This window comes from Haliovirga abyssi, from assembly GCF_030295325.1.
Lineage (GTDB): Bacteria > Fusobacteriota > Fusobacteriia > Fusobacteriales > Haliovirgaceae > Haliovirga > Haliovirga abyssi.
This window is the reverse complement of the sequence record NZ_AP027059.1, coordinates 1,157,552-1,173,214: the sequence shown is the minus strand read 5'-3', so window position 1 is coordinate 1,173,214 and position 15,663 is coordinate 1,157,552. Positions and strand designations below refer to the sequence as shown.

The 15,663-nt window shown below is 26.1% G+C and carries 9 protein-coding genes; 7 read left to right on the top strand and 2 right to left on the bottom strand.

Annotated features, from left to right (window positions below):
• Positions 1-116 precede the first annotated feature (116 nt).
• The 7 genes from RDY08_RS05260 (at position 117) to RDY08_RS05230 (ending at position 12,265) form a co-directional block, all read left to right on the top strand.
• A complete protein-coding gene (locus tag RDY08_RS05260) occupies positions 117-1,331 on the top strand; it encodes a peptidase U32 family protein (protein WP_307905387.1) in 1,215 nt (404 codons plus the stop codon).
• Between the two features lie 115 nt (positions 1,332-1,446).
• The gene (locus tag RDY08_RS05255) at positions 1,447-4,053 is read left to right on the top strand and encodes a CBS domain-containing protein (protein WP_307905386.1); all 2,607 of its coding nucleotides are present in this window, start codon (positions 1,447-1,449) and stop codon (positions 4,051-4,053) included.
• A 288-nt stretch (positions 4,054-4,341) separates the two neighbouring features.
• Positions 4,342-4,851 carry a ribosome maturation factor RimM gene (gene rimM / locus RDY08_RS05250; RefSeq protein ID WP_307905385.1) on the top strand — a complete coding sequence of 170 codons (510 nt, stop codon included), beginning with the start codon at positions 4,342-4,344 and terminating at the stop codon, positions 4,849-4,851.
• Positions 4,852-5,571: a tRNA (guanosine(37)-N1)-methyltransferase TrmD gene (trmD, locus tag RDY08_RS05245; protein WP_307905384.1), complete on the top strand. Its 720-nt coding sequence runs from the start codon at positions 4,852-4,854 to the stop codon at positions 5,569-5,571.
• Complete coding sequence (locus tag RDY08_RS05240) at positions 5,561-6,124, top strand: RNA methyltransferase (RefSeq protein WP_307905383.1); 564 nt, start codon at positions 5,561-5,563, stop codon at positions 6,122-6,124. The genes trmD and RDY08_RS05240 overlap by 11 nt, the downstream gene beginning before the upstream one ends.
• A gap of 17 nt (positions 6,125-6,141) precedes the next feature.
• Complete coding sequence (locus RDY08_RS05235; RefSeq protein ID WP_307905382.1) at positions 6,142-10,416, top strand: PolC-type DNA polymerase III; 4,275 nt, start codon at positions 6,142-6,144, stop codon at positions 10,414-10,416.
• Between the two features lie 145 nt (positions 10,417-10,561).
• Positions 10,562-12,265, top strand: coding sequence for a M3 family oligoendopeptidase (locus tag RDY08_RS05230; RefSeq protein ID WP_307905381.1), 1,704 nt, complete (start codon positions 10,562-10,564; stop codon positions 12,263-12,265).
• A gap of 46 nt (positions 12,266-12,311) precedes the next feature.
• Here the strand turns inward: RDY08_RS05230 and RDY08_RS05225 are convergent, their stop codons facing one another.
• On the bottom strand, positions 12,312-14,378 hold the full coding sequence (locus RDY08_RS05225) for a transglycosylase domain-containing protein (RefSeq protein WP_307905380.1): 2,067 nt from the start codon (positions 14,376-14,378) through the stop codon (positions 12,312-12,314).
• Between the two features lie 5 nt (positions 14,379-14,383).
• A complete protein-coding gene (gene rlmN, locus RDY08_RS05220; protein WP_307905379.1) occupies positions 14,384-15,433 on the bottom strand; it encodes a dual-specificity RNA methyltransferase RlmN in 1,050 nt (349 codons plus the stop codon).
• Between the last annotated feature and the right edge of the window lie 230 nt (positions 15,434-15,663).

Genomic DNA, 15,663 nt, shown 5'->3' with positions numbered 1-15,663 from the left:
TAGAATGGCTTAAAAATAGGTTTTTTAATATTTTTTATATTATGCATATTAAAGAATAATTCAATAAAAAAATAAGCCACATTTTATATAGATAAAAGTTGAGAGGAGAAAAAAATATGACAAAAAAAATAGAACTACTATCACCAGCAGGAAATTTAGAAAAATTAGAAATTGTATTACATTATGGAGCTGATGCAGCTTATTTAGGAGGAGAACTATTTAATTTGAGAGCATTAGCTGATAACTTTTCTAATAGTGATTTAGAAAAAGCTGTTGTTTATGCCCATAATTTAGGGAAAAAAGTATATGTAACTCTAAATATAATTCCTCATAATGAAGAGTTAAATTTCATGCCAGAATATGTAAAATATTTAGAGAAAATTGGAGTTGACGGAGTTATTGTAGCTGATTTAGGTACTTTTGCTCTTGTTAGAGAAAATAGTAATTTAAATATAAATGTAAGTACACAAGCAAGCAATACAAATTGGAGAAGTGTAAAAGTATGGAAAGATATGGGAGCAAAAAGAGTTATCTTAGCAAGAGAATTAGCATTAGATGAGATAAAAAAGATAAGAGATAAAGTAAATGATGTAGAATTAGAAGTTTTTGTACATGGAGCTATGTGTATGTCAATTTCAGGAAGATGTCTGCTTAGTAATTATCTTACAGGAAGAGATGCTAATAGAGGAGCTTGTGCTCATCCTTGTAGATGGAAATATAATTTGGTAGAGGAAAAAAGACCTGGGGAATATTTTCCAGTATTTGAAGATGAGAGAGGAACTTATATATTTAATTCAAAAGATTTGTGTACCATAGAATTTATTGATAAAATTATGGATACAGGAGTAGATAGCTTAAAAATAGAAGGAAGAATGAAAGGAATTTATTATGCTGCATTAGCTACTCAAGTTTATAGAAAAGCTATTGATTCTTATAGTGATGGTAAATATGAATTTAAAAAAGAGTGGCTAGATGAATTAAAAACAACAAGTAATAGAAGTTTTACATCAGGATTTTATTTAGGTAAAACAGATGAGAGCTCTCAAAATTATGACACGAATTCATCATATAGTCAAACACATCAATTAGTTGCAAAAGTTATTGAGAAAATTAGCGATAATGAATATAAAATTCAAATAAGAAATAGATTATTTGAAAATGAAGAGGTTGAAATTGTAAAATCTGATGGAACTATATTAAAAAGTAAAATGCCAAAATTTTTTAATGAAAAGACAGAAGAATATACAGATGTAGTCCATCCTAATACAATTGCAAGAATTAAAACGGATGCTAAATTAGAAAAACTTGATTTAATAAGGAAAAAGAAGTAGAATAGTTAATAGAGGATTTATAAAGATAAGCTATACGGAAATAATTTTGTATAGCTTATCTTATTTTGTTTATTAATAAAATATAAATTTATTCAGGAAAATAAAATTAAAGAAGGTGATTAAAATAGATATTATAATTAGTCATAGTCATTTAGATTTAGATGGACTAGCATCAATGATTGTTGCTAAAAAGTTATATCCAAATGCAAGTCTTGTCTTCGCTGGGAATGTAAATGAAAATGTACATACATTAGTAGGATTATATCAAGATTATCTAAATATTTATAAAGCTAAAGAAATAAATATAGATAAAGTAAAAAAAATGATAATAGTTGATACTTCAGGCAAAAATAGAATAGGAAAATTTAAAAAGATATTAAATAAAGAAAATGTTGAAATTATAATATATGACCATCATAATCAAGATGAGCATAGCATAATCACACAAAATAAATTTTTATCTGAAACTGGTGCAAATACTACTTTTTTACTAAGAATAGCTTTAGAAAAAATAAAAGAGCTTAATTTTACAGAATATGAAGCTACTATTTTAATGATGGGAATATATGAAGATACAGGTTCTTTATCATACAGTTCAACTACTCCTGAAGATATAAAAATGGCAGCATATCTTTTGGAAAATAATGCTAATTTAGAAATAGTTAATCAATATATATCGAAAGCATTAAAAAAAGATCAAGTAGAGCTATTTTTAAAATTAATAGAAGCAGGAGAAATAATAGAGTTTTCTGTGGATTCTATATTTGTAGGAAAATACAATAACGATAGTTTTGTTGATGGGTTAGATGTTGTTGCAAATAAAATAAAAGATATTGAAGGAACAAATGGAGTTTTTATTTTAATTGGAAATGATAAAAATAGTTATATAATTGGTAGAAGTAGTTCATTAAATATTAGAGTAGATGATATTTTATCTGAATTTAATGGAGGCGGTCATTCGAATGCAGGCTCTGCCGTAATAAAGCAAGAAAATTTTGAAGAGATTTATAAAAAATTAAAAAAAGTTATACTAAAAAATGTGAAAATAGAAAAATTAGCTAGAGATATAATGCAATATCCAGTAAAGACTGTTTTTTCAGATGTAAAAATAAAAGAAGTTTATAAAATTATGCTAAGATTTGGATATAGTGGAATACCTATTATGGAAAATGAAAATTTAGTTGGAATGATTTCAAGAAAAGATATTGATAAAGCTATTTCTCATGGGTTTTCTAATGCTCCTGTAAAAGCTTATATGAGTGGAGAGCTAATTACAATAACCCAAAATACTCCATTAGAAAAAATGAAAAAACTTATGATAGAGAATGAAATAGGAAGATTACCTATTTTGGATGAAAACAGCAATCTTATTGGAATTGTAACTAGAAGTGATATTTTAAGAAATTTATATGAAATTAGAAAAAAAACTGATAAAAAGAATAAAAAATTTGAAGATAATATAAAAACAGTACTAAAAAATAGAATGAAAGAGGATGTTTTACAGTTATTATTAAAAATAAGAGAAGTCTCTGAAGTTAGAAAAGAGAAAGTATATATTGTAGGTGGAATTGTTAGAGATCTATTATTAGGAATAGAAAATTTTGATTTAGATATAGTGGTAGAAGGGAATGGAATGAATTTTGCAAAAGAATTAGGAGAAAAATTAAATGCTAAAAAAGTTGTATTACATTCAAAATTTAGAACAGGAGTAGTTATTGTTGATGAAAAATTAAAAATAGATGTAGCTAGTTCAAGAGTGGAATATTATGAATATCCAACTTCATTACCAGTTGTAGAATATGGAAATATTAAGCAAGATTTGTATAGAAGGGATTTCACAATAAATGCAATGGCAATAGAAATTGATTATAATAAATTTGGGAGATTAATCGATTATTTTAAAGGGTATTCTGATTTGAAAAATGGGAAAATAAGAATATTACATAACTTCAGTTTTGTAGAAGATCCAACTAGAATAATTAGAGGTATAAGATTTGCTGTAAGATATAATTTTGAATTTGATGCTGAAACTAAAAGATTTGCTAAGTTATCAGTTGAGGAGGGATTTTTAAAAAGGCTTACATGGAAAAGAGTAAAATATGAAATAGAATTAATATTAAATGAAAAAAATCCTAAAAAAGCTATATATATGTTAGAAGAATATGGAGTCTTAAAGGCAATTCATAAAAGTATAAAACTAACTAAAAAAACAGAAGTTGCATTTAAAAATTTAGAAAAATATAAAGAATATATTACTAAATTAAATTTAAAACAATGGATTGTATATTTCTTAGTTTTATTAGAAGATTTAAATAGCGAGGAATTAACAAATATATTTTTTAAATTTCATTTTCCAAATAAATTTATTGAAAAATATAAGTTTGGAAAAATAAAAAGAGAAAAGATAATAGATGAACTTAAGAGTTCAGAGAAAAAATCTAAAATTTATAATAGCTTAAAAAAATTAAGTGGAGATCTGATTTTACTTCTGCTTATAACTGTAGATTCTGAAAAAGAAGAAAATAAAATTTTGGAATATATTAATGAAATTAGAAATATAAAACCATTAATAATGGGAAAGGATTTAATTAAGCTTGGATATAAACCAAATGAAAATTTTAAAAACATATTAAATATAAGTTTTATGTATCAGCTTGATAATCAGGAGTTATGTAAAGAAGAGCTACTACAATATATTAAAAATTTAAATATCTTTTTATAATTAAATATAGAATAATACTTTTTGTTGTAAACTTTACATTTCTATGATAAAATATAACATAAAACTTTATTAAAAAATATGTTTTTCATATAAAAATATGAAGCGTAGATTATTTTTTTATCAGTTAGTTAAAGTATAAATTTATCAGAAAATAAGCTACGCCATTTTTTTGAAATATGCGATTTTTCAAAGTAAAATTTTTCAGAAGCCAAAAATTTAGAAAAATATTTATGTTCTACCAGATGAAGCGTAGATTATTTTTCAGTTACTAAACAAGGAGGAAAAAAGTTGGAAGGTTTATTAAATATAGGTAAAATATCAGGAACTCATCATTTAAAAGGTGAGATGAAGGCATCATCAATATTAAATAATTTAGAAATTCTAATAGGTAAAAAATTGATTTTGGATAATGGAAAAGGTATAAAAAAACTTGTAACAGTAGAAAAAGTTTCAAGAATGAATACAAAAAAAATAACATTACAAGTGGAAGAGATAAAAAATAAAACAGATGCACTTAGTTATATAGGATGTGATATATTTGTTAGGAGAGAATATATAGATGATTTAGAATCTGATGAATATTTTTTAGCAGATGTAAAAGGGATGACAGTTATTACAATTGAAGGAGAAACATTAGGGAAAGTAGATGATATAATGAGTACAGCAGCTCATGATATTTATATTGTTAATGTGGATAAAGGTGAAATAATGATTCCAGATGTTAAAGAATTTATTAAAAAAGTAGATTTAGACTCTAGAATTATGACAGTAAAATTAATAGAAGGAATGAGGATATAGTTGAAGATAAATATTTTAACATTATTTCCAAATATGTTTGATGGAATGATAAATGAAAGCATTATAAAAAAAGCTTTAAATAATAATTTAGTAGAAATTAATATAATTAATATAAGAGATTATGCAAAAGGGAAGCATAAAGTTACAGATGATTATCCGTTTGGTGGTGGACCAGGTATGGTTTTAAAACCTGAGCCACTGTTTGAGGCATTAGCAGAGATGAAAGATTCAAAAGTAATTTTAACTTCTCCACAAGGGGAAATGTTTAACCAAAGTATAGCAAAAAAACTTTTAAAAGAAAAAGAAATTACAATTATAGCAGGGCATTATGAAGGATTAGATGAGAGAGTTGTAGATACTTTTGTAGATATGGAAATATCAATTGGAGATTACGTCTTAACAGGTGGAGAATTGCCAGCAATGGTTATCTCAGATGCTATAATAAGATTAATTCCTAATGTATTAAATAATTCTAAATCTTTTGAAGAAGATTCTTTTTATAATGGATTATTAGATCATCCTCATTATACTAGACCTGCAGAATATAAAGAACTAAAAGTACCTGCCGTATTATTGTCAGGTAATCATGAAAAAATAAGAAAATGGAGATTGAAAGAAGCTTTAAAGAGAACCTTGGAAAGAAGACCAGAATTGATAAAAGAGAGAGAATTATCAAAAGAAGAAAAAAAAACTATAGAGGAGATATTAAATGAGAGATAAAATATATCTGGGACTAGTACATTATCCAGTTTATAATAGAAGAAATGATATAGTAGCAACATCAGTAACAAATTTTGATATTCATGATATTTCAAGAACATGTAGAACTTATGAAATAGAAAAATATTTTATAATAACACCAGTAGATGCACAAATAGAATTAACTAAAAGAATTATAGGATATTGGAAAGATGGAGATGGAAAAACATATAACACAGATAGAGAAGAAGCATTTTCACATACTGAAATAATAGATTCTATAGAAGATGCTGTAAAAAAAATTGAAATTGAAACTGGGAAAAAGCCAAAAATTATAACTACTTCTGCAAAAATTTATCCTAATTCAATATCTTATAAGGAACTTTCTAAAAATATATTTGAAGATGATAACAGTTATTTCTTTATATTTGGAACTGGATGGGGACTTATAGAAGATGTTATGGATATGTCGGATAATATTTTAGAGCCAATAAGAGGAAACAGTAAATATAATCATTTATCTGTTAGGTCAGCGGTGTCAATAATACTAGATAGAGTACTTGGAGAAAAATAAAAAGAGGATGATTAAAAATGTTAGTAAGAATAAAGCCAAATAAAGATACTTTTGCAAATTTAGGTATAAAAAATACAGAAATTGATGAAATTGAAATACATAAATCTAAAAATAGAGCAATTTTAAAATGTAGTGTGGGACATTGTGATAATTTATATGAAATTGAAATTATCAAAAAGGCATTGTCGAAAAAATTTGGAGATAAAATAGAATTTGATTTTCAAATTGATTTGTCTCAAGAAGAGTTTTCAAATGAAGATATTATAAAAGTATTAGATAGAATTATATTAGAGGTAAAAGAAAAAACTGCACTTGGAAAAGCTTATTTTGGAATATGTAGATATAGAGTGGAAGAAGATAATATAAAAATAGAGTTAAAACATAATATAGCAAAAGAACAAATTGAAAAATCAAATTTTTCTAGTGAAATTGCAGAAAAATTTTATAATATTACAGGAATAAAAATGAAAATTGAATTTGTAGTTGGAGATTTTTCTAAAGAGATTGAAAAATTAGATAATAAAAAATTTATCCCTGAACAAAAAAAAGAGATTCAAGTCTCAAAACCTAAAATAGAAACAACAACTACAAAGAGTAATGATAAAAAGAAAAATATAGATGAAAATATATTATTTGGGAAAACAAAAATAAAAGGTGCAGCAATGAGTTATGAAGAATTTGATGACATATTTCCAAATCAGCCTGTAATATTAGAGGGCGAGGTTTTTAAATTTGAAAAAAGAGAAATATCTAATGGAGAAAAATTATTATATAGTTTTAATATAACAAATTATTCAAACTCAATAACAATAAAAGTTTTCGCTAAGAAAGATAATATTATAGATATAAAGTCTGGAACTTGGGTTAAAATAAAAGGTAGGAAACAACAAGATAAATTTAGCAATAATGAAGATATAGTTTTTGCTAATACAATAGAAAAATTAGCAATTAAAAAAAAGGTAAGAAAAGATAATGCAGATAAAAAAAGAGTTGAGCTTCACGCTCATACAAAAATGTCTGCAATGGATTCTGTAATAGAGGTAAAGGATTTAATAAAACAAGCATATGATTGGGGACATAAATCAGTTGCAATTACTGATCATGGAGTAGTTCATTCATTCCCGTTCGCATATAATATTGCAAAAAAAATGAAAGATTTTAAAGTTATATTAGGAGTAGAAGGATATTTAGTAGATGATGAAATAAAAATGGTTAAATTTCCAAAAAATATACCAATAGAAGATGAAGAATATGTTGTTTTTGATTTGGAAACTACTGGATTTGATCCATATAATGATAGAATAATAGAAATTGGAGCTGTAAAACTTGTTGGGAGTAAAATTGTAGATAGATTTAGCCAATTTATCAATCCTAAAATGGCAATACCTGAAAAGATAACTGAACTTACTGGTATAACTCAAGATATGGTAGCTAATGCAAGAAGTTATGAAGAAGTAATACCTGATTTTTTAGAATTTGTTGGAGATTCCACTGTTGTAGCACATAACGCTAATTTTGATGTGGGATTTATTACTCAAAAATGTAAGCTATTAGGTTTAGAATTTGAAAATTCAGTAATAGATACTTTGCAATGGTCGAGAAATATGTTGAAAGACTTAGGAAGACATAATTTAAAAGCTTTATCAAGATATTTTAAAATATCATTAGAAAATCATCATAGAGCAGTAGATGATGCAGAGGCAACAGCTGAAATATTCAAAAAATTTATTAATATGTTAATTAGACAAGGGGTTTATAAATTACCAGAAATAGATTCCACATTTAAAACTGATATAAAACAAGCTTCAACTAATCATATAATTATTTTGGTAAAAAATCAAATAGGATTAATCAATCTATATAAATTGATATCAGAATCGCATTTAGATTTTTTCAAAAGGACTCCAAGGATACCTAAAACTATATTAAAAAAATATAGAGAAGGATTAATTTTAAGCAGTGCATGTGAAGCTGGAGAATTAATACAAGGTTATTTAAGAGGGAAACCGCAAGAAGAATTAGAAAAAATAGCTGAATTTTATGATTATTTTGAGATACAACCAAATTCTAATAATATGTTTTTAATAAAAAATGGGACATTAAAATCAGTAGAAGAATTAAATGAAATGAATAAATATATTTGTGAATTAGGAGAAAAATTAAACAAACCAGTAGTTGCTACAGGAGATGTACATTATAAAGAGCCAGAAGATAATATCTATAGATCAATTTTACTTTATGGAAAAGGATTTAAAGACTATGATTCTGATGGAGGATTATATTTTAAAACGACAAATGAGATGTTAAATGAATTTAATTATCTAGGAGCAGAAAAGAGCTATGAAGTAGTTGTAGAAAATAGTAATTTAATATCAGATATGATAGAAGAAGTACAGCCGATACCAGATGGTTTTTATCCTCCTAAAATAGAAGGCGCAGAAGAACAAGTAAAAGAGATGACATATTCTAATGCAAAAAAAATGTATGGAGATCCTTTACCTGAAATAGTAGAAAAAAGAATAGAAAGAGAGTTAAATTCAATTATTAATAATGGGTTTGCTGTGCTTTATTTAACAGCACAAAAACTTGTTAAGAAATCTCTTGATGATGGATATTTGGTAGGGTCAAGAGGATCTGTTGGTTCTTCGTTAGTGGCATATTTTATGGAAATAACAGAAGTTAATGCTCTGTATCAACATTATTTGTGTACAGATTGTAAATATTCAGAATTTAAAGATTATGAAGGTAGTGGAGTGGATTTGCCAGATAAAATTTGTCCAAAATGTGGGAAGCCACTAACAAAACAGGGACATTCAATTCCATTTGAAGTATTTATGGGATTTCATGGAGAAAAGGTTCCAGATATTGATCTGAATTTTTCTGGAGAATATCAATCAAAAGTACATAAATATACTGAAGAGCTTTTTGGAAAAGAAAATGTATTTAAAGCTGGAACTATATCTACATTGGCAGAAAAAAATGCTTTTGGATATGTAAGAAAATTTACAGAAGAAAATGGCAAAATTATGAGAAAAGCAGAAATGGAAAGACTTGCCGAAGGATGTGTAAATGTTAGAAAAACAACAGGGCAACATCCTGGTGGAATGATCGTAGTGCCATATGATAAATCAATATATGAATTTACTCCAGTACAAAAGCCCGCAAATGATATGAAATCTGAATCAATTACGACACACTTTGATTATCATGTAATGGATTCGCAACTTGTAAAACTGGATATATTAGGTCACGATGACCCTACAACAATAAAATTATTGCAAGAATACACAGGAGTAGATATTTATCAAGTACCTATAGCCGATGAAGAAACGTTAAAAATATTTAATTCAACAGAATCATTAGGAGTTAGACCTGAAGAGATAGGTTCAGAAGTGGGAACGTTTGGAGTCCCTGAATTTGGAACAAAATTTGTAAGACAAATGCTTTTAGATACAAGACCTACAACTTTTGCTGAATTAGTTAGAATATCTGGATTATCTCATGGTACAGATGTATGGCTTAATAATGCACAAGAATATATAAGACGAGGAGTTGCAAAACTTACAAATGTAATATCAGTACGGGATGATATTATGAACTATTTAATTGATAGTGGATTAGAGAAAGGAACTGCATTTGCCATAATGGAATTTGTCAGAAAAGGTAAACCGTCAAAAGATCCAGAGAAATGGGCTGAATATGCAAAATTAATGAAAGAAACAAAAGTTCCTGATTGGTATATTGAATCTTGTAAAAAGATAAAATATATGTTCCCAAAAGGTCATGCAGTAGCTTATGTAATGATGGCAATGAGAATAGCATATTTTAAAATACATTATCCAGTTGCATTTTATGCAGCATATTTAAGTAGAAAAGCAGATGATATAAATTCAGATACAATGTTAAATGGAATAACTGTAGTTAAACAAAGAAGAGCAGAATTAGAAAAAGAAAATAGATTGGATGTAAAAGAAAAATCTGAATTAGCACTATTGGAAATATTAACAGAAATGCACTATAGAGGTGTAGAACTATTGCCAGTTGATGTATATAAATCAGGTGGAAAAAGATTTTTAATAGAAGATAATAAATTAAGATTACCGCTTATTGCAATTAATGGATTGGGAGAAGCAGTAGTGGAGAATATAATAAAAGAAAGAGAAATAGGGAAATTTTTATCTTTTGAAGATTTAACAAGAAGGACAAAAGCCTCAAAAAATGTAATTGAAAAACTTAAAGAATATAAAGCTATAGAAGATATATCTGATTTGAACCAATTTGCTTTATGGTAGAGAAGAGAATTATATAAAGGGTAATCACAGTGGATTGCCCCTACAAATGTTTTTTAATATTATCCGTATCAATCCGCGGCTAATATTATCTAATATATATATGAGATGTTAATAGATTAAATTTCAAATAGGAGGAGTTAATGATATGAATAAAATAGAAAAGAAACCAAGAAAATATTTTTCAGAAGAATTTAAAATAGATGAATGGGAAGAACTAGAAGTTGAGTTAAAGAGATTAGTAGAGAAGAAGATAAATAGTGAATTAGAATTAGAAGAGTTTATGAAAGAGTATAGTGAATTAGGAAATATATTAAGTGAGACAATGGGGAAAAAATATATAGCTATGACTTGTAATGCTAATGAACCAAAATATTCTGAAGAATTTAATAAATTTTACGCAGAAATAGTATCGAAAACTGAACCTTATTTTTTTAATATAAAGAAAAAAGTAGTTGAAAGTGAATATTTTGATATGCTTGATAAAGAAAAATATACTCATTTAAAAAAACTTTTAAAAAACGATATTGAACTTTTTAGAGAAGAGAATATCCCTTTATTTATAAAAGAACAAGAGTTATCAAATAAATATGGCGAATATTTTTCTCAATTGACAGTTGAATTTGATGGTAAAAAACAAACATTAACTCAAATGTCAAAATATTATAAAGAACCAAATAGAGAAATTAGAGAAAAAGCATGGCGAAAAGTTTCTGAGAAATTGAAAGAATCAAGAGATAAATTTGAAGAACTATTTGATGAATTAAAAAAAATAAGAATAGAAATAGCTAAAAATGCTGGATTTGATAATTATAGAGATTATATGCATAAAGCTAAAGGTAGATTTAGTTATAGTGTAGATGATATATTTGAATTTTATGATTCAGTAAAAGCAACAATTTTACCATTATTAAAAAAACTGCATAAAGAAAAAGCAGAAAAATTAAATTTAGAAAAATTAAGACCTTGGGATACATCAGTCGATGTAGATGGAAAAATATTAAAACCTTTTAAAACAGCAGATGAATTAGTTGAAAAATCTATTAAAGTTTTGAGAAATATAGATGAAGAATTTGGGGATAAACTAGAATTAATGAAAAACAGCAAATTATTAGATTTGGATAATAGAGAAGGGAAAGCTCCAGGTGGTTATAATTATCCATTAAATGAGACAGGAGCAGCTTTTATATTTATGAATTCAATAGGATTACATAGTGATGTAACTACGTTATTACATGAATCAGGTCATGCAATGCACTCTTTTGCTACTGCAAATATAGAAATAGGTGAATATGCTAACGCTCCAAGTGAAATTGCAGAATTAGCTTCAATGTCAATGGAATTAATAACATTAGATTATTTAAATGAATATTATGATAATATAGAAGATATAAAAAAAGCTAAAAAAGAACAGTTAGAAAGAACATTAGATATATTGCCATGGGTTATGATTATAGATAAATTCCAACAATGGATATATACAGAGCCCAACCATTCAGCAGATGAAAGAGATGCATATTTTGATAGCTTAATGCAAGAATATGCTACTGATGTTGATTGGAGTAATTTAGAAATATATAGAAAAATAGTTTGGTTAAGACAATTACATATATTTGAGGTTCCTTTTTATTATATAGAGTATTCAATATCTCAATTAGGAGCAATCGCAATTTATAAAAATTACAAAGAAAACAGGGAAGAGACTATAAAAAATTACAAAGAATTTTTAAAATTAGGATATTCTAAAGATATGAAAACAGTTTATGAAACAGCTGGAATAAAATTTGATTTTTCTAAAGAATATATTGGAGAATTAGCTGAATTTATAAAAAATGAATTGGAAGAGATATAAAAAATTAGAAAAAATAAAAAGAGGTCAAATGGCCTCTTTTTATTTTTTAATTTATAAAACTATTTATAATATTATTAATTTCAAATTCTTTTTTTAAATTTTCATCTTTATCTTTTTGAACAGGTTCATTTTTTGGTAATAATGCTTCTATTCCATTTTTATATTTTCCAGCTTTTTCAATTGGAGCATATCCCATTTTAAATAAAGCTTTTATTTTTGAAGTAGAACTTTTATCTGAAAGCAATCCATTTTGATTATCTATAATTTTATATTCTATTTTTTTATTTTTTAATTCTTGTTGCAAAAATTCAAATTTATTAGGCTTATATATTTTTTTATCAATAAGCGTTTTTACATATTTACCCCAAATGGGAGCAGCTACTCCTCCACCAGTCATATATTTGGGCATTGGTTTGTTATTATCATAACCAATGTATAAAGTTGTAACAAAATCAGCAGTAATACCTGAAAACCAAGCATTTGTAGAATTATTTGTAGTTCCTGTTTTACCACCTTGGTCTATTCCAATATTAGCATGTCGTCCTGAACCGTTCCATACAACGTTTTGTAACATATGTGTTATAAGTGAAATGTTAGTTTTATCAAATACCTTTTCTTTTTTTATTTTAGATTCATATACAATTTTACCATATCTATTTACAACTTTTTTTATAAAAATAGGTTTTACTGTAAATCCACCATTAGAAAATACGCAATAAGCATTTGCTAATTGAAACGGAGATATAGAAAAAGAACCAAGTGCAATAGTTAAATTGTAAGGAATATCAACAGTAATTCCAGCTAATCTTGCAGTAGCTATAACATTTTTAATTATCAATTTTTTTAATAGCTTTATAGCAATTATATTTACAGATTTTTCCATTCCTTGCAAAATTGTCATATTTTTTCTAAATTTAGAAGAATAATTTTTAGGTTCCCAGTTTCCTATTTTAATTTTTGAATCTTCTACAATTAAATTCATCTGATAATTTTTTCTAAGAGCAGTAAAATATAAAAAAGGTTTAAATGACGACCCAGGTTGTCTTTTACCTCTTATAGCTCTATTAAAATTTCCAGTAATATAATTTTTTCCTCCAATAATGGCTTCAACATATCCAGTATTAGAATCTATTGTAACTAAAGCTCCATTTAAATCTTTATATTTTTTTAAGTAACGATTATTTTTAAAAACTTCTTCTGCAGTTTGCTGCATTTTTAAATTTAATGTAGTGTATATTTTTAAACCGCCGCCATAAATTTCATTTTCTGGAAAAAGCTTAAATATTTTTTTTGTTACAATATCTGTAAAAGATGGAGCCCTATAATTTTTTTTAGGTTTAGGACTAACTTTGATTTTATAGTTCAAAGCTTCTTCATATTGCTTTTTATTTATAAATTTAAATTTAAACATCTGTTTTAATATAAGACGTTGCCTTTTTATAGTATTATTCAAATGCAAATATGGCGAATATTTACTAGGTCTATTTGGTATCCCTGCTAAAAAAGCAGATTCAGCAATATTCAACTGTTCAACATCTTTTCTAAAATATAATTTAGAAGCTGTCTCAATACCATAAGCACCAGAAGCAAAAGGAATCTCATTTAAATATTTTTCTAAAATTTCATCTTTTGTATATTTTCTTTCAATTTCTATAGTTATTATGGCTTCTTTTACTTTTCTAATAATTTTCCTTTCAGTGGTTAAAAACGCATTTTTAGCTAGTTGTTGTGTAATTGTACTTCCACCTGGAATATTTCTATGTGCTAAAATATATTTAGGCGCAGTAACAACAGACTTTAACAATCTGAAAAGGTCAAAACCGTGATGTCTAAAAAACTTTCTGTCTTCAATTGCTACGAAAGCATATTGAGTATATTTAGGGATTTTGTTTATAGAAACAATTTCCCTATTTTCTCTATAGATTTTATCAATGATTAATCCATTCGTATCATATATGATAGTCGGAACAACAGGATTATATTGTTCCACTAATTTAGAAACATCAGGAAGCTGTTTATATGCTTTTAGAATTAAAAAGCTGCTAAAAGCAAAAACTATTAAAAAAGATATACCTATAATAAATAATATAATTTTATTAATTTTTTTTAACACAAAGATCAACTCCTATTTCGATCTCTTAATTGTCCACAAGCTCCATCTATATCGGTTCCTTTTTCTTTTCTAATCGTAACATTAATTTTTCTAATATCTCTTAAATATTTATAAAATCTAAGAATTTTCTTTTCGCTAGGTCTTTCTAATAAAACGCCATCAACTGAATTATAAGGTATTAAATTAAGAATATGATCAAATGCAGATACAATATCAGCTAATTGAGAAGAATCTCTATCAGTTACATTAAAATCTTTTATTAAAATATATTCAAAACTAATACGTCTTTTAGTCATCTTTTGATATTCATGCAATACCGGCATTAAATCATCTAAAGGATATTTTACATTTATTGGAATAATTTGATCTCTTTGTTCGTTGGTAGTTGCATGTAAAGATATAGCTAAACCTACTGGTAATCTTTCTTCTAATAATCTTTCAATTCCAGGAATTATACCAGATGTAGAAATAGTTATTTTACGCTTTGATATATTTAATCCATTTTCGTCAGAAAAAATATAAATAGATTCAATTAAATTATTTATATTTAATAAAGGTTCTCCCATTCCCATAAAAACTAAATTCGTTATAGATTCACCTTTTTTTTGAAGCCTAGAATTAATTGTGTAAACTTGATTTAAAATTTCATCTAATTCAAGATTTCTTTTAAATCCACTTTGACCTGTAGCACAAAAAGCACATTTTACAGGGCAACCAACTTGAGTAGATATACATACAGTTTTTCTTTCCTTATGTTTTATTAATACGGTTTCAATAGTACTTTTGTCCTCTAATTCAAAAAGATATTTTTCTGTATTATCAACTTTTGAGACTTGATAGTCTAGTACATTAAGATAAGGGATATATGCTTTTTCATAGAGAAGCTCTCTATTTTTCAGAGAAATATCTGTCATATCCTCAATCTTTCTTACTGTTCTTTGATGAAGCCATTTGAAAATTTGTTTTGCGTTAAATTTTTTGAATCCAAGATCTAATAAAAACTTTTCAAGCTCAGGATATCTAAAATTTAATAGATTTTTTTTGTTTTGATTCATTTAGTTACTCCTTTCGATGTTTAGGAATTTTCTTTTATATTCCTAAAGTATATTTTCATCTATATATTTTATCATAAAATTTAGAAAGTGGCAAGAGATATAGTTGTTTAGATAGTGTAAAGTTTTTGTAGGGAAAATATTTCAGCACAAAGACGCTAAGAACTCAAAGTTACAAAAAGAAAAAAATTTAAAACCACTAGATAAGTATAGATTGACTCTGTTGAATAAAA